Annotated in this window: 19 protein-coding genes and 2 tRNA genes; 16 read left to right on the top strand and 5 right to left on the bottom strand. The window is 59.8% G+C overall.

The features are described from left to right. The 8 genes from AC0L18_RS02005 (at position 1) to AC0L18_RS01970 (ending at position 5717) form a co-directional block, all read left to right on the top strand. Positions 1-456, top strand: coding sequence for a hypothetical protein (locus AC0L18_RS02005; protein ID WP_473490404.1), 456 nt, complete (start codon positions 1-3; stop codon positions 454-456). Positions 457-467: 11 nt separating this feature from the next. Beyond that, positions 468-950 carry a hypothetical protein gene (locus AC0L18_RS02000; protein WP_473490403.1) on the top strand — a complete coding sequence of 161 codons (483 nt, stop codon included), beginning with the start codon at positions 468-470 and terminating at the stop codon, positions 948-950. 29 nt (positions 951-979) lie between these two features. Continuing rightward, positions 980-2134 carry a hypothetical protein gene (locus tag AC0L18_RS01995; protein ID WP_473490402.1) on the top strand — a complete coding sequence of 385 codons (1155 nt, stop codon included), beginning with the start codon at positions 980-982 and terminating at the stop codon, positions 2132-2134. A 12-nt stretch (positions 2135-2146) separates the two neighbouring features. Continuing rightward, positions 2147-3289: a hypothetical protein gene (locus AC0L18_RS01990; protein ID WP_473490401.1), complete on the top strand. Its 1143-nt coding sequence runs from the start codon at positions 2147-2149 to the stop codon at positions 3287-3289. Then, a complete protein-coding gene (locus AC0L18_RS01985) occupies positions 3286-3660 on the top strand; it encodes a hypothetical protein (RefSeq protein ID WP_473490400.1) in 375 nt (124 codons plus the stop codon). Before AC0L18_RS01990 ends, AC0L18_RS01985 begins: the two co-directional genes overlap by 4 nt. A 249-nt stretch (positions 3661-3909) precedes the next feature. Next, complete coding sequence (locus tag AC0L18_RS01980) at positions 3910-4701, top strand: TIGR04255 family protein (RefSeq protein WP_473490399.1); 792 nt, start codon at positions 3910-3912, stop codon at positions 4699-4701. A 6-nt stretch (positions 4702-4707) separates the two neighbouring features. Further along, complete coding sequence (locus AC0L18_RS01975) at positions 4708-5250, top strand: hypothetical protein (RefSeq protein WP_473490398.1); 543 nt, start codon at positions 4708-4710, stop codon at positions 5248-5250. Next, a complete protein-coding gene (locus AC0L18_RS01970) occupies positions 5247-5717 on the top strand; it encodes a hypothetical protein (RefSeq protein ID WP_473490397.1) in 471 nt (156 codons plus the stop codon). Before AC0L18_RS01975 ends, AC0L18_RS01970 begins: the two co-directional genes overlap by 4 nt. 292 nt (positions 5718-6009) lie before the next feature. Here the strand turns inward: AC0L18_RS01970 and AC0L18_RS01965 are convergent, their stop codons facing one another. Continuing rightward, entirely contained in the window at positions 6010-6246 is a 237-nt protein-coding gene (locus tag AC0L18_RS01965) for a helix-turn-helix domain-containing protein (protein ID WP_473490396.1), read from the bottom strand. Between the two features lie 97 nt (positions 6247-6343). Here AC0L18_RS01965 and AC0L18_RS01960 point away from each other — a divergent pair, with 97 nt between their 5' ends. From AC0L18_RS01960 to AC0L18_RS01950, 3 genes are read left to right on the top strand one after another with little or no spacing between them, the layout of a single operon-like run. Further along, a complete protein-coding gene (locus AC0L18_RS01960; protein ID WP_473490395.1) occupies positions 6344-6757 on the top strand; it encodes a hypothetical protein in 414 nt (137 codons plus the stop codon). Then, positions 6754-7044: a hypothetical protein gene (locus AC0L18_RS01955; protein WP_473490394.1), complete on the top strand. Its 291-nt coding sequence runs from the start codon at positions 6754-6756 to the stop codon at positions 7042-7044. The genes AC0L18_RS01960 and AC0L18_RS01955 overlap by 4 nt, the downstream gene beginning before the upstream one ends. 45 nt (positions 7045-7089) lie before the next feature. Beyond that, positions 7090-7344 (top strand): hypothetical protein, encoded by a 255-nt coding sequence (locus tag AC0L18_RS01950; RefSeq protein WP_473490393.1) that lies wholly within the window; start codon positions 7090-7092, stop codon positions 7342-7344. A 71-nt stretch (positions 7345-7415) separates the two neighbouring features. Here the strand turns inward: AC0L18_RS01950 and AC0L18_RS01945 are convergent, their stop codons facing one another. The 4 genes from AC0L18_RS01945 to AC0L18_RS01930 all read right to left on the bottom strand — a co-directional run bounded on the left by AC0L18_RS01945 (position 7416) and on the right by AC0L18_RS01930 (position 8803). Next, entirely contained in the window at positions 7416-7853 is a 438-nt protein-coding gene (locus tag AC0L18_RS01945; RefSeq protein ID WP_473490392.1) for a hypothetical protein, read from the bottom strand. Between the two features lie 13 nt (positions 7854-7866). Then, a complete protein-coding gene (locus AC0L18_RS01940; protein ID WP_473490391.1) occupies positions 7867-8118 on the bottom strand; it encodes a hypothetical protein in 252 nt (83 codons plus the stop codon). A 79-nt stretch (positions 8119-8197) separates the two neighbouring features. Continuing rightward, positions 8198-8578: a hypothetical protein gene (locus tag AC0L18_RS01935; RefSeq protein WP_473490390.1), complete on the bottom strand. Its 381-nt coding sequence runs from the start codon at positions 8576-8578 to the stop codon at positions 8198-8200. Between the two features lie 150 nt (positions 8579-8728). Next, positions 8729-8803, bottom strand: a tRNA-Asn gene (locus AC0L18_RS01930). 222 nt (positions 8804-9025) lie between these two features. Here AC0L18_RS01930 and AC0L18_RS01925 point away from each other — a divergent pair. From AC0L18_RS01925 to AC0L18_RS01905, 5 genes are all read left to right on the top strand, one after another. Continuing rightward, positions 9026-9286, top strand: a complete 261-nt coding sequence (locus AC0L18_RS01925; protein ID WP_023802589.1) for a hypothetical protein — start codon at positions 9026-9028, stop codon at positions 9284-9286. A 333-nt stretch (positions 9287-9619) separates the two neighbouring features. Further along, positions 9620-9693: transfer RNA gene (locus tag AC0L18_RS01920), tRNA-Cys, on the top strand. A 132-nt stretch (positions 9694-9825) separates the two neighbouring features. Then, complete coding sequence (locus AC0L18_RS01915; RefSeq protein ID WP_473490389.1) at positions 9826-10494, top strand: protein-L-isoaspartate O-methyltransferase family protein; 669 nt, start codon at positions 9826-9828, stop codon at positions 10492-10494. Positions 10495-10680: 186 nt separating this feature from the next. Beyond that, positions 10681-12081 (top strand): TolC family outer membrane protein, encoded by a 1401-nt coding sequence (locus AC0L18_RS01910; protein ID WP_473490388.1) that lies wholly within the window; start codon positions 10681-10683, stop codon positions 12079-12081. Between the two features lie 214 nt (positions 12082-12295). After that, the gene (locus AC0L18_RS01905) at positions 12296-13225 is read left to right on the top strand and encodes a PopZ family protein (protein WP_473490387.1); all 930 of its coding nucleotides are present in this window, start codon (positions 12296-12298) and stop codon (positions 13223-13225) included. The last annotated feature ends 234 nt before the right edge of the window (positions 13226-13459 follow it).

The raw sequence follows: 13459 nt of genomic DNA, 5'->3' as shown, positions 1-13459 counted from the left end.
ATGTGCACTTTCGCCGCTCTTGGCTTACTTGGCACTGTCGTTTCTGCCGGCGGCGCCCTCATGCAGGGCCAGCAACAGCAGCAAATGGCCAATATGCAGGCCAAAGCCTACGAACAGCAGGCGCAGGCCGATCAACAGGCATCCGCGTTCGAACAGGCACAAGAGCGCAAGAAGCAGGATTTGCTACAGGCCCAAGCCCGCGCCCAGGTCGGCGCATCAGGCGTGGCCGTGACAGGCTCGCCAACGGAGGTTCTGGCAGCGAACGCAGCGCAGAACCAGCTTGACCTCAAAGCCATTCAGTACGGCTCGCAGCTTCGCCAGAACAGCCTCCAGACGCAGGCGGACATTTCGCGGTTCAGCGGCAAGCAGGCCAAGACGGCTGGCTTCATTGCGGGTGCTTCGACGTTAGCGTCGGGCATGAAATCGATAAAATTCGGCAACTCGATTTTCTCGTGAGGACTTTACTGATGAACGATCGTCCGCAGTTTCGAATTGACCAGCGGTATCAGCTGCATTTCTGTGGCGCGTGCCTCGGATCATTGATGGCAAACGACACGAGGGTGTGGGTCGACCCGGCCGGCGAGATCAAGCCATTCGACCTCATCGCGGTTGTTCTCAGGCCGCTGGAAATTGGACCCTATGCCGGCTTCATCAATTCGATGGGCGATGATGGCTTCATGGGCATCTGCAAGATATTTCTTGGAACGCGCACGTCCACAACCGGCGAAAAGCTGTACCTGGTCGCCCAGTTGAATCCGCCTGCGATTTCTCCCATCCCGGAGAGCGCAATTGAGGCTTTGCACAAGGTGATGGCACCCGTCGAGGAGGCCGCCGATACAGACTTGGACGAGGATACCCGGGGAGCCTTGGAGCTATTGCTCCCGTTCGCGGTCGAATGCCTTCAGGAGCCGGTAAACCCCGCCTGGAACCCCTCGGAGGCAGCCGCATGACTATCCACCAACACAGCTTTCTTGGCGGCATGACCATCTCGGCCATCCCGGACATGGCCAAAGTTGTCTTCAGCCATGGTCTCACCAGCACTTTCAGGGATGGTTTCATCCCAATGGTGCGGAATTTTCGCACGTTCAAGCTTGCCGCTCAGGAAGTGAAGGACGCCGGCACGGCGCTTGATATGGTGCTCGATAGCCGGGCGATGGCCATCTACGACATAACGGACGATTTCGGGCGCCACACCGCGTTTGAGCGCGGGCTGTCCTCGCTCTCAACCCGGTTCGGCATCGTCTCGCTCATGGCGCCGTGGAATGCGGCTCTGAAGCAGTTTTCCGGCCTGATCACCATGACCAACATCATGCGCGCGTCTCAACGCGTCGCCGAAGGCAAGGGAACAGCGAGGGATATTCGAAACCTCGCCTCGTCGGGCATTGATGCCGATCTCGCCGGACGCATCGTCAAGCAGTACGCCGAGCACGGTGACGAGCAGAACGGCATCCTCTTGGCAAAGGCGGGTGACTGGGACGATGCCGGTGCGCGCGAAGCCTTCCGCGTCGCTGTCGTCCGCGAAGTTGACCGCACGATCGTCACTCCGGGGCAAGATCGACCGCTCTGGATGAGCACCGAACTTGGAAAGACCGTTGGCCAGTTCAAGTCATTTTCGATCTCCAGCATGCAGAAAACGATGCTCGCCGGTTTCCAGCAGCGGGATGCAGCAACTCTCAACGGCGTACTGCTCTCGCTCGGCTTGGGGGCCGTGACCTACTGGGCGAAGGAAACGATCGCCGGTCGCGAGACTTCCGAAGATCCAAAGGTTTGGGCTGTCGAGGCGCTGGACTGGTCAGGCCTCACCGGCTGGCTGATGGATGCCAATGGAGGCATTGAGAAGGCCACGCGGGGCACCCTGGGCCTGTCGATGATCACCGGCAAGCCGATTTCCAGATATGCGACCCGGAACGCTCCTGGCGCGCTGCTGGGCCCGACACTCGACGCGGCGTCCGACATCTTCCAGGCAACGGGCGCGATTGCCGCGGGCGACTTCAAACAGAGTGATCTGCACACCGTCCGCCAGTTGATCCCGATGCAAAACCTTTTCTGGCTACGCACGCTGTTCGACAGAGTCGAGGCCGCCACCGGCGACGCCTTGGGCCTGCCGGACGATGCACAAGCCAGATCCAGATAGGAACCCATTTTCATGGCCCGACCCGCAACCGCTGCCGTTCGACTCCTGACGGGTGAGCGTGAGCCTGTCCGCCTTGCCACGACCGACCCGATCGGGGTCGAAGCCGGCGGCTTGCTGACGATCGATGGCATCGTGACTGAGGTTGGCGACCGCATCTTGGTCAAGGACCAGGACGACGGCACGCAGAACGGCATCTATACCGTAAGCGAAGGCGAATGGTTCCGCGCCGCCGATGCCCGCACCGCCCGCACCCTGCAGAAGGGCACGACGGTTCGCACCCAGCTCGGGACGGTCAATGCCAGCCGGATGTTTATATTTACGACCGATGAGCCGGTGATTGGCACTGACGACATTTCCGTTACCTTTGATGCGACGGATCATTCCAGCTTCGTCACGCTGACCGACCCGCAGACGCTCATCAACAAGACGCTGACCAGCCCGACGATCACATCCGCCACGATGACCTTGAAGCAGGGCACAGCTCCTACCCCGACTGCCGAAGGCGATATCCAGTGGGATACTGACGATGATCGAATAGTGGTTGGCAATGGTGCAGCCCAAGCTGTTTTTGCCAAGGGGCCGCCGACGACCGTTGACAATACTGTCCCGCGCTTTGACAGCACAAAGGGCGCAACCCAGACGTCGGGCGTCACGATCGATGACAGCGACAAGGTAACCGCTTCAGGCGGCTTTTATGTCGGCTCGACTCGTGTCGGCGGCGCTCCCGATGCGGTGATGGAAGATCAGAAATCCTCCGGGACGGATGGGGGGGCTTTCACTTCCGGTGCTTGGCGCGCGCGCGACCTGAATACTGAGGTGCGCGACGCGTCCGCGATTGTCTCCATTGCGGCAAACCAGTTCACGCCGACTGTGGCCGGCTGGGTCGAGTGGTCAGCCCCAGCAAGCAACGTGGGCATTCACCAAACACGCTTCTACAACGTCACTGACAGCACGGTGGCTGGGACCGGGACGGTTGAACGTTGCTCCGGCGCCGGTGACACGTCGACCCGATCGTTTGGCGGGGCCGCTGTTGTTGCCGGGAAAGCCTACCGCGTCGAACACCAATGCGTGACCACCCAAGCCGCCGGGTTCGGATTGGCTGGCAGCTATGGGACTGAGGTCTACACCCGCGTCAATTTCTGGAGGACGACATGAAATACGCCCGCATCATTGATGGCGTGGTGGATTCGATCGCGTACGATCTGCCCTATTTCGAAGGTGGCCCAGAGCCGGGATGGACAGAGGTTCCCGACGATGTTTTCGCCGGCTTTTCATTCGATGGTGAGAAGTTCACCGGCCCAGAGCCAACGCCGCCACGTCGTCAGACAGTTCTGAAATCGGTCGTGCAGGCGAGGATAATCGACGCTGGCAAGATGCCCGAGGCCTACGCCGCCTTGACGCAAAACCCGGTCTATTTCGCCCGCTGGTTTGCTCCTGATCGACCCGCGGTCTACTGCGACGACCCGGACGCCATCCTGCTAGTCACGGCCCTTGGCCTCGACCCTGACGCGATTCTCGCGCCGTGAACCAATACCGTGCGCAAACGCCTGAGTGCCGGCGCCGGCACAAGCGGCCGCCAGGACGCGCGGGACGCTTCCCCGCTGCAGGACAGCGATCAACCCAAACGCGCGCTGGTGAGGCTCTGCTGTTTGTTTGTCTATGCCGCCGATCTAATCCGCTAGCGTATGGCGGACAGGACGCCATTCGTTTAAGAGGAGTCACCCCAGCGACAATACCAAGCGCGCTGTGGGACGGAGCACGGCAGAAGGGGCACGATGCGTACCAAATATAAGAAACCGCCAATCAATGAGCTGATCATCGGCGCCTATTTTGACCAGCCCATTCTGCCTCTACGGTCGGAACACATCGGGCTTTTCTGGTCTCAGGTCCGCAGCGAGTTTCCCGGCATCCAACAGCAACCGGAATTGACGCTCCCCCTGGTTGGCCCAAACCTGACGATACAGTTCGGTCTAACTGACGAGCCCTATCCGATGCCGCGCTTTTGGCTGTCATCGGCCGATGGCACCCTGCTGATCCAGATTCAAAAGAATGCCTTCATTCTCAATTGGCGCAAGCGCGCAGGTGCCTATCCCCATTTCGACAACGTGAAAGGCTTGTTCGATCAGTATTTTGATCTTTTCGTGTCGTTCATTCGATCTGAGCTCAAGGTGGAAAACGTTAATATTCAGGTCACGGAGCTCACGTATAGTAATCTAATTGAGCCAAGCAGCTATTGGACTAATCCGCTGGATACGTCTCGGGTTCTTCCATCGTTCTCGCTTATAGAGCCGGGAATCACGGTTGAAGAACCGCCCGATTTTAACTACGTAACAGCCTTCAAATTTGCTCCAGACCTGACATTGAACGTCGTAGTGAGGACCGGTCGGAAGTCTATGGACGCGAGCAAGGCCGTCTTGGTGTATGAGCTGCGAGCGATAGGGGCATTGGGCACGGCGAACAAGTCTGACGCCGACCGATGGTATGACCGAGCCCATGAAACTATTGGCCATTGCTTTACGACGATGACGAACCACGATATTCAGCAAAGCTATTGGCAGGAGGATTGATTCTGCATGTTGTTTGAAATCTGCTCGACAGCTGCTTTTGCTCCGCCTCCTCCCCCTGCGCTTTATGAGCCGGCCGATAGCCGAGGCTCCGGGCTTGCCCCTGCACGATCTCGCCCACCGCAGCAATCGAACACGAGTTCAGCAACGACCGATGACAGCCAAACTTATCGGTTGGTCGCAAAATCCCAGTTCGTTCGCATGGTCGTTGATCTTTCGAAGCGAATTCAGCAACTGAGGGTCGAGGCCGAACTAGATAAGGTTCCCTTTTCTGTGGCATCGTGCGCCGACTTCCTTAGCTTCGTGCGAGACACGCAGCCAGAACGACCAGCGCTTTTCTTGAACGATAACGGCAATTTGCGAGCGCTTTGGAAGAACAAGTTCCGAGAGCAGGTCGGCCTTCAGTTCCTTGGCGGCGGGAGCATACAATTTGTCATTTTCAAGCAGCGTCTCGGTGCTGACTCGGTGACTCGAGTTGCAGGCGTGGATACCAAGGCGAATATTCTGGATCAGATCAAAGCGAGCGGAGCGCTCGATCTTATTGCTGCATGACGGACGCAAGCCCAGAAAGCGGCAAGTCCATACCCGGTGACCACCACATTCTTCGGTATATCCCGCCGAGGCATATTGAGGCCGGCGTTGTGAATGGCGAAGCCTTCCTGAGGAAACCGCAGGAAAAAGACGCTCCATCGGTCAACTGGCTCGAATTTTTTGATGAGCCAGTCGAAAATCAAGTGGAAGGCGTTAGGTGCTTGGCAAGGCTGACTTACGCGAAGACCGGTCAGCTCGCTAGCTTGCAGGTTGGCAGCACTATCGAATACGTCGCAGAAAACTCCCCAGAAAACATTGGGTTAACAATTGTACATGACCCGCTTGAACCGGAGGGGGCTTTCCAAGCAGATCCAAGTCACGCGTTGATCAATGGGGTGCCGACAGCGGATTCACCCGAGGCGGCACTAATCAAAGATCTATTGGCGGACTGCGTGCTCCTGCCACTGTTTCCGGCCGTTATCAAATAGCCGCCTTTGGAGCAGGGCTATGCCAGGGCCCCGCAAGGCGCGCTTGAATTTCGACAATCGCGGCAGTTTAAGGATTACCGCACATATCTAGATCCAATTGTTCAGCCGGCGTGGGACGGTATGAAAGTCCCTTTGCCCAAATGCGGTCGATCACTTCGACACACGTGGCCCCTGTTATTGGGCGATGATGCCTTGGCCCTCCCGTCAACCAAAGCAGCACAAATATCGCTCCAAAGAACCCCCCGGCAGCAACGAAGAACTTGCCAACTTTTTTCAAGGTCCATTCCCCCCTTTAGTCGATCACTTTTTTGAGCCTCACGCCAGCGCCGCCGCCATTCTCGGGGATGAACTCGACGCCGGCCGCATCGAGGGCGCGGCACAGGGCGTCCTTAGTGACCTCACGAGGTTCGCGGGCATTGCGCTCGAAATCGACGATCGTCCTCACAGCGACCTTGGATGCGGCGGCGAGCTGGTCGCGAGACCATTCGATTAGAGCGCGCGCGGCCCGGCATTGCGCGGAAGTTAACATTCTCGTTCCCATGTTGCACTTTTTGTGTTGACTACATTCGCGCAAACTTGCATGAAATGTGTGTACTTAGCATTAACGATTTCAGGGAGTAAAGCAAATGCCGAACAACCATGTTCGGGCTGCCGCCAAAGGTATGCCCGCAATCAACCGACGCCGCCTGCTTAGCCTGACAGGGGCGGGGCTCGCCCTGGCCGCCACGTCAGCCGCTTCAACGGAAATAGAGCGAGTTGACCCACTCGCCGACGCGATCGCTGAGTACCGCACGAAGGTAGCGGTATTCAGAGCGATCCCAACTGACGACATAACTCAGGCAAACGAGGACGATCTCGTTGCAGAGACCTATGGTCCTGCGGCTCACAGGCTGTGGAAGGCCACACCGGCAGCAACGACGCTTCGCGGTGTAGCTGAGGCAATCCGCTATGCCTTCGAGGAGGACGCGTTCATTGATCGCTCGGCGGAGTCTGTTCTGCTGTCCGCACTGACGTTCTTGGAGCGGGAGCACGGGCTATGAGCAACGTGCCTACTGTTGAACCCTTCGGTGTTTCTGACACGTTCGTCACCGGCGCCGGCACGCTCCAGTTCATGGGGGATAATCTCAGGCTGACTTTGTATGTCTTGCAGCGCTCGACTTATGACGGCGGCACCGAAAACGCCGTTGTCTCCAAGCTGGTCGGAAGTCGATCCGATATGCTCAAGATTGCCGCCGACATTTTGAAGGGGTGCTACGCTCACGCGCCGAAAGACAAAATCAAGGAAGCCTTCGTCGAATTTCTCGAAGGGCCTGCGGGGCGGCACTGATCCGGCGGTACTGCACTCTACTCTAAAAGAAAGGTGACCAATCGCATGACAAAAAAAATGGATGATCCGCAACTCAACCGCGCGCAGTTTGCCGCCGACGCTCTTTACGAGCGCTCTCAAGCGATAAGTCAGCGCATTGCCGAAATAAAGACCGCGATGGACGCAGGAAGCGTGACCACGGCTCAGATTTCCGAGTTGGCGGATTTGACTGACGAAGTGGGCACTCTCATCGAAAAGATCAAAAATATCGAGCAGAAGGTTCAGGAGGGCGACCCGGCGCCGCATCTTCGAAAAGTCTGACCGTTTACCAAACCAAATGAGCCCGCTGCCTCACGGTGGCGGGCTTTCTAGGACAGAATGGCAATGACAAATCAGTAGCAGGCCTTTGCACCCTCGACGGTGTCGACCCGTTCAATGCAATCCGACATTCGCCGCGCCTTTGCTTGGGCGGCCTCCAACTCTGAAACGGCTGCGGCTTTTTCGGCTTGAACCTCTTCGTAAGCCGAGTTCAGCACATTGAACTTGTCGACAAGCTGATTGTATTTCCTGAGTTGCGTGTCGTAGGCGTCGACCGCGATATCGAACTTCGATTTGCAGACAAAGCCTTTGTAGTCGCAGGTATAGGAATCGAAGCAGACGGCATCCTTGGAAACGCATGTCGCACTGCTCCTGCAGACGACGGCGCCGTAATCCAGGCACGCCGGCTCACTGCCAAAGGAGCACGAGAATGATTGGCCGGCCACGGTCGGCACCGCCCAAAGGAACGACGCCGCAAAGAGCGCACATGCGACGCTGACAAATCGGCTCATCTCGGTCTCCCGCCTAAAAAATAGACCCGAGGCCGCGGCCGATCGCAAACAGGATCGCGGACGTAAGAACCTGCGTCGCATAGGTCACAGCGGTGTACTGGACGACCCCGACGCGCTGGAACATCCCGATGGTCGTAGTCGATCGCATCCAGAAATAAACCAGTGTTCCGAGGACGGCCAAGCCAAGGACCGCGTACCAACTCAATCCGGAAAACCCGGTCCAGACGATCGCAATCACCAACACCAATGCGGCAAGTTCTGCCATTCTGCTATCCCCCCTCGTCGCGTAGACGTGCAGATAGTCGCAGGACGGCGCGGAAATGCAAGAAGACCGTCCTGGAGTGTCACGGTGGCAGTTTTTTCCATTCCATCGAGGGGTAAATCAGGGTCGCGCCCTCGGCCACATAGTCAGTGACCTTCCACCCCTCAATGCAGAACTCTAGATGGACAAAGTTGGCGTCCCCTTCCTTTGAACTGAGATCTAGGGCGGCACCGTTCTTGTCGAGGAACTCGCGCAAGCGGTGACGCAATTCGTGCAACCAAAGGTCGGGTTTGCCGTCTGGGAAGATCCGCAGTTCGACTGCAAGGTCAATGTCCGGCCCATTGGACGTATCCTTTTCACGCCGCTGCCCTGAGAACCGCGACCCGAATATCCACGCCCTCTCAACAATTTCCCGCTGTTCATCGAGCCACACCAGCAGGCCGGCCAACTGTTTGGACGTCATATGAAGTCCGAGCGCGGACGGGTTTGCTGGTGGAAGAGAGCTCATGTGTCGCCAGCCATGATTCGTGCAGATGTTGCCCCAGATGTTGCCCTGGTGACGATTCGCCTTTTCAGCGAAGTTTGCGATTGGCAGCTAAGTCTTTGAAATTGTTGGCTCCCCGGGCCGGATTCGAACCAGCGACCAACCGGTTAACAGCCGGTTGCTCTACCACTGAGCTACCGGGGAACAGAGGCTCTCATGTGAGTGGCGCAGCCTATAGCAAACCCGTTTCGGCTTTGCAAAGAAGCATTTCGTATTTTTCGGCGCTTTTTCGCGCCACGATTTCTGGCAATCATGTGCGCGCGTCCTCATATGAGCCGTCTGGCGGGGTGCGCGGAACCGAAAAGGCGGTTGCGGCTTTCGTCAGCTGATGCTTTTTACTTTGCCCGAACGGACCACTGACCAGACATGAGCGCAGCAAGCCACAACCACCCACCGGCGCGGAAAATATCGGTCTTCGGCCGTGAGTTCACCATGCCGCGCTCGCGCGGCCTCAGGATTGCAATCGGTGTCGTGCTGATCTTCGGCGGCATTCTCGGCTTTCTGCCGATCCTGGGCTTCTGGATGGTGCCGATCGGATTGCTGGTGCTCTCCTACGAGTTTGCCGTGGTGCGTCGCCACCGGCGCCGCCTCGTCGTGTGGTGGGAACGGCGGCGGCGGCCGAACTGACGGCTGTACCGACTTCGCAAGCCGGCAAGCCCTGCGAAGGCGTCTTTCCGGCTCGACTCAGCTGGCTAAATGCCCGGACTGGCTGAGAGCCTTGTTTGGAAATTCTGCTCCGACGGCCAGATGATGGCGGTTCTGCGCTTACCTACGGCGCCGCGCGTCCATTGGAAGCGCAGCGCTCTAACCTCCGTTGCGTTCCGGTTCTCGGAGCATGCATGTCGTTGGCTCGACGCGTGGCATCATGGCCGAGGGGAAACCGTCGGGAATGCACCATGGCCGCTTGACGGCATTTTCGCCGCAACCTATTGGAACCGGGTGGAACGCCGGGAGCAATGAGGCCTCGTGGCGGAGTGGTTACGCAGAGGACTGCAAATCCTTGCACCCCGGTTCGATTCCGGGCGAGGCCTCCAGTTGCCCAAGCTCCCGCGCACCAGCGCCAGGGGGTTCCAGTCGACATGAGCCGCGGTCTTGGCGCGGCAAAGCGGATCGATCTTGGGCGGATTGATCTTGAACAGGTTGGTCTTGGGCGGATTGGTTGGAACATGAGCGCTGATTTTGCCGAACGTCGAGTAAAGATGGTCGACGGCCAGGTCCGCACCACCGACGTAACCAGCGCGCCGCTGCTCGAGGCGATGCTTGTCGTGCCGCGCGAGGCCTTTGTCGCTCCCGATCAGCGCGATCTGGCCTATATCGACGAGGACATCCGCATTGCCAATACCGCGGACGGCCCGCGCTATCTCATGGAGCCTTCGCCGCTGGCCAAGCTGATGCAACTGGCCGAGATCGGCCCTGGCGATTCGGCGCTCGATATCGGCTGCGGCACCGGCTATGCCGCGGCGATCCTGTCGCGGCTGGCAAAGTCCATCGTTGCGCTGGAAAGCGATCCGGCATTGGCCGAGACCGCGATGTCGACGCTTTCGGCGCTGGGCTGCGACAATGTCAGCGTGGTCAAGGGACCGCTGCCGGAAGGCCATACCGCGGGAGCGCCCTACGATGTCATTTTCATCGGCGGCAGCGTCGAGAAAGTGCCGGAACCGCTGCTCGACCAGCTTGCGGAAGGCGGTCGGCTCGTCGCCGTCGAAGGGCAGGGGAATTCGGGCGTGGCCCGATTGTTCCTGAAAACAGGGGGGGTCGTAACCGGAAGAGGCGCCTTTAATGCGGCAATTAAGCCACTACCGGGATTCGATCGTATTCGTGCGTTCGAGTTCTGAGTGATTTTGGCTTGCAGCAAAGCCGTTGTCATGTTCGCTTGCGCTTGAACAATTGTTGCTGATCCGCACAACCGGGGTGTTCTTTTGGGGGCAGACAGCAGGGAACCTGAAACACACGGCGCCGGCTGCTCGAATGGGAGAAGCCGGCGCGGTGTGGTTCCCATGCAAAACGAATGAGGGAATAACGTGCCGTCTTTACGAAAGAGTCTTTTTGCCGCCGTCCTCTTCTCGGCGACCGCGCTTTCTCCGCTAGGCGCCTCGGCGGAAACCATTCTCGGTGCACTTTCAAAAGCCTATCAGAACAATTCCCAGCTCAATTCGGCCCGCGCCGGCGTCCGCGTCACCGATGAGGGCGTTGCCATCGCCAAGTCCGGCTGGCGCCCGACCATCACCGGTTCCGCGAACATCGACTTCTCCAGAAGCCATTTCGACCCCCGTAGCGGGCCGGGTCGAGACCTTTCGTTAACCACCGGCAACTTCGGCGTCCAGATCGACCAGACCCTGTTCGACGGCTTCCAGACCAGGAACAACGTCGCCGCCGCCGAAGCGCAGGTCCGCGCCTCGTTCGAGAGCCTGCGCAACACCGAAGAGAATATTCTGTTCAATGCGGCAAGCGCCTATATGGACGTGATTCGCGACCGCCAAGTGGCGGTGCTGACGGAGCAAAACCTGCAGTTCCTGACCGAGCAGGCGCGCGCCGCGCGTTCGCGCTTCGAGGTCGGCGAAGGCACGCGCACCGACGTTGCGCAGGCCGATGCTGAGCGCTCCTCCGCTGTGGCGGAACTGGCGGCCGCCCGCGCGCAGGTGCTGGCGAGCGCTGCGACCTACCGCCAGATCGTCGGCGACGAGCCAGGCAGGCTCAGGGCCGCTTCGCCGCTGACGAAGCTGTTGCCGTCGAACCTCGATGCGGCTATCGCGATTGCATCCATCGAGCACCCGGCCATCCTCGCCACCCAGCACCTGGTCGACGCGGCCGCGTTTTCGGTGAAATCGGCCGAAGGCGCGCTGCTGCCGCAGCTTTCGGCTTCCGCCGGCGTTTCCAGCGCCTATCGCAGAACGGCTCCGGGCTCCGCCGGTACGGGGGAGGACGGCACAACCAATTCGGCCAGCATCGGCGCCACCTTGACCATACCGATCTATTCGGGCGGGCGGACGTCGGCGATAGTGCGTCAGAACAAGGAATCGCTCAGCCAGGCCCGGATCGAGGTCGATGTCAGCCGCGACACTGTGCGGCAGGCCGTGACCTCGGCGTGGACGCAATATACCGCCGCTCAGCAAACCGTGGTGGCCAACAGGCAGGTGATCGCCGCCGCACAGCTTGCCCTGAGCGGCGTCATCGAGGAGCGCAATGTCGGCCAGCGCACCACGCTCGACGTCCTCAACGCCCAGGCCACGCTCATCACCGCCAAGATCAACCAGGCCGGCGCCGAACGCGATTTGGTGGTGGCGAGCTATGCCATCCTGTCGGCTATCGGTCATCTTTCGGTCGAGCGTCTCGCCCTTCGGGTAGTGAAATACAAGCCCGAAGAACATTACAATGCGGTCAAGGACAAGTGGTTCGGCCTGCGCACGCCAGACGGCCGCTGATCCCTTCACCAGTTTCAACTTCCGTCCAGTTTCAAGCTATTTAGAGCCCGCGCGTCCAAAAGGTCGCGCGGGCTCTAATCTGTTGAAATCCAACATGCCCTCAGATTTGGGATTCTCGTAAGGCGATCCGTGGGTTACGCTGTTGCCATGATTCGAATCCGGCTTGGGCCGGACAGGAAATCTGCAACGAGTCACAAGGGCGGCGGATGTGACGATGGCGACGGCAAGCAGCGTACAGCGCGAACCTTCCATGGAGGAGATACTGGCTTCCATCAGGAGGATCATCGAGGACAACGACACCGGCCGCAAGCAGCCGGACGATACGGACGACCTGCTGCAGGATCTGACGTCGGTAGCCGTGTCGGCACCGGCGGTAGCCGTGCCGGCACCGGCGGCAGCTGTGCCGGCACCGGCGGCAGCTGTGCCGGCACCGGCCGCAGGCGGGGCTCCGCCGGAGGCAGGCGCGTTTCGCGCCGAGTTGCGTCCGGGATTCGACGCCAGGAGGTCGGCCACGCTGACCGAGGTGCAGGCGCAACCGTCGGCCGTCGAGCCTGTCATCGCGCGCGTCGGGCCGCCGGTGCGTTCCGATTCGGCTCCGGTCAAATCGCCCGTGACGCTTGCTGGTGACAGGGTCGCGGCCGAAGCGGCCCCGGCCGCCAAGCCGGAGCCGGATGCGCCTGCGACGGCAAGGGTTGCGGAGACGACCGACAGTATCGTTGCCGGGTGGCGCCGTGATATCGCCGCAATTAGCGAAGCGAAGACCGTGGCCAGGCCGGACAGGGCCCCAGACAGGGCTGATCTGAGACAGACGCCGGATGCCGAACCGAAGGCCGAAATTATCGAGGACGCGGCCGAACCTGCTTTCGAGCCGGTCCCGCCGCGAAGCGGGTTGGCGCGCTCGGCGACGAGCGAGGCACCGTCCGCTCGTCCGGCGATCCTTTCCGAACATACCGGCCGGCAAGTTGCCGCCGCCTTCGGCGAGCTTTCCGATGCGTTCGCCAGCCGCAGCAAGAAAACCTTCGACGAGATGGCCGAGGAGATGCTGAGGCCCATGCTGCAGGACTGGCTGGACAACAATCTGCCGACGTTGGTCGAGCGGCTGGTGCGCGAAGAAATCGAACGCGTAGCGCGCGGCGCGCAGTAACCGGCAAATCGCCGAAGTCGGCGCCGCCCCTCATCTGCCTGCCGGCATCTTCTCCCCGTATAGGGACGGGAAGAAGGGCTGGCCGCTACCTTGGCGCACTTTCTGCAACGCTGGAAATTGGCGAAATCTTTTGCGATGTGTCTTTCTCCCCGTCACTATACGGGGAGAAATGCTTGGCAGGGCAATGAGGGGCAGCGCAAACCTCTAAGCGATTGCCCTGCGACGCTCACTCCT

The organism is Mesorhizobium sp. WSM4819 (genome assembly GCF_055811215.1).
Note: the sequence above shows the minus strand (reverse complement) of the source record. Positions and strands in the feature narration are given on the sequence as shown.

Excerpts from the sequence above, each read along its gene's own strand:
- AC0L18_RS02005 (WP_473490404.1), top strand. The coding sequence starts at position 1 with ATGTGCACTTTCGCCGCTCTTGGCTTACTTGGCACTGTCGTTTCTGCC.
- AC0L18_RS02000 (WP_473490403.1), top strand. The coding sequence starts at position 468 with ATGAACGATCGTCCGCAGTTTCGAATTGACCAGCGGTATCAGCTGCAT.
- AC0L18_RS01995 (WP_473490402.1), top strand. The coding sequence starts at position 980 with ATGACCATCTCGGCCATCCCGGACATGGCCAAAGTTGTCTTCAGCCAT.
- AC0L18_RS01990 (WP_473490401.1), top strand. The coding sequence starts at position 2,147 with ATGGCCCGACCCGCAACCGCTGCCGTTCGACTCCTGACGGGTGAGCGT.
- AC0L18_RS01985 (WP_473490400.1), top strand. The coding sequence starts at position 3,286 with ATGAAATACGCCCGCATCATTGATGGCGTGGTGGATTCGATCGCGTAC.
- AC0L18_RS01980 (WP_473490399.1), top strand. The coding sequence starts at position 3,910 with ATGCGTACCAAATATAAGAAACCGCCAATCAATGAGCTGATCATCGGC.
- AC0L18_RS01975 (WP_473490398.1), top strand. The coding sequence starts at position 4,708 with ATGTTGTTTGAAATCTGCTCGACAGCTGCTTTTGCTCCGCCTCCTCCC.
- AC0L18_RS01970 (WP_473490397.1), top strand. The coding sequence starts at position 5,247 with ATGACGGACGCAAGCCCAGAAAGCGGCAAGTCCATACCCGGTGACCAC.
- AC0L18_RS01965 (WP_473490396.1), bottom strand. The coding sequence starts at position 6,246 with ATGTTAACTTCCGCGCAATGCCGGGCCGCGCGCGCTCTAATCGAATGG.
- AC0L18_RS01960 (WP_473490395.1), top strand. The coding sequence starts at position 6,344 with ATGCCGAACAACCATGTTCGGGCTGCCGCCAAAGGTATGCCCGCAATC.
- AC0L18_RS01955 (WP_473490394.1), top strand. The coding sequence starts at position 6,754 with ATGAGCAACGTGCCTACTGTTGAACCCTTCGGTGTTTCTGACACGTTC.
- AC0L18_RS01950 (WP_473490393.1), top strand. The coding sequence starts at position 7,090 with ATGACAAAAAAAATGGATGATCCGCAACTCAACCGCGCGCAGTTTGCC.
- AC0L18_RS01945 (WP_473490392.1), bottom strand. The coding sequence starts at position 7,853 with ATGAGCCGATTTGTCAGCGTCGCATGTGCGCTCTTTGCGGCGTCGTTC.
- AC0L18_RS01940 (WP_473490391.1), bottom strand. The coding sequence starts at position 8,118 with ATGGCAGAACTTGCCGCATTGGTGTTGGTGATTGCGATCGTCTGGACC.
- AC0L18_RS01935 (WP_473490390.1), bottom strand. The coding sequence starts at position 8,578 with ATGACGTCCAAACAGTTGGCCGGCCTGCTGGTGTGGCTCGATGAACAG.
- AC0L18_RS01925 (WP_023802589.1), top strand. The coding sequence starts at position 9,026 with ATGAGCGCAGCAAGCCACAACCACCCACCGGCGCGGAAAATATCGGTC.
- AC0L18_RS01915 (WP_473490389.1), top strand. The coding sequence starts at position 9,826 with ATGAGCGCTGATTTTGCCGAACGTCGAGTAAAGATGGTCGACGGCCAG.
- AC0L18_RS01905 (WP_473490387.1), top strand. The coding sequence starts at position 12,296 with ATGGCGACGGCAAGCAGCGTACAGCGCGAACCTTCCATGGAGGAGATA.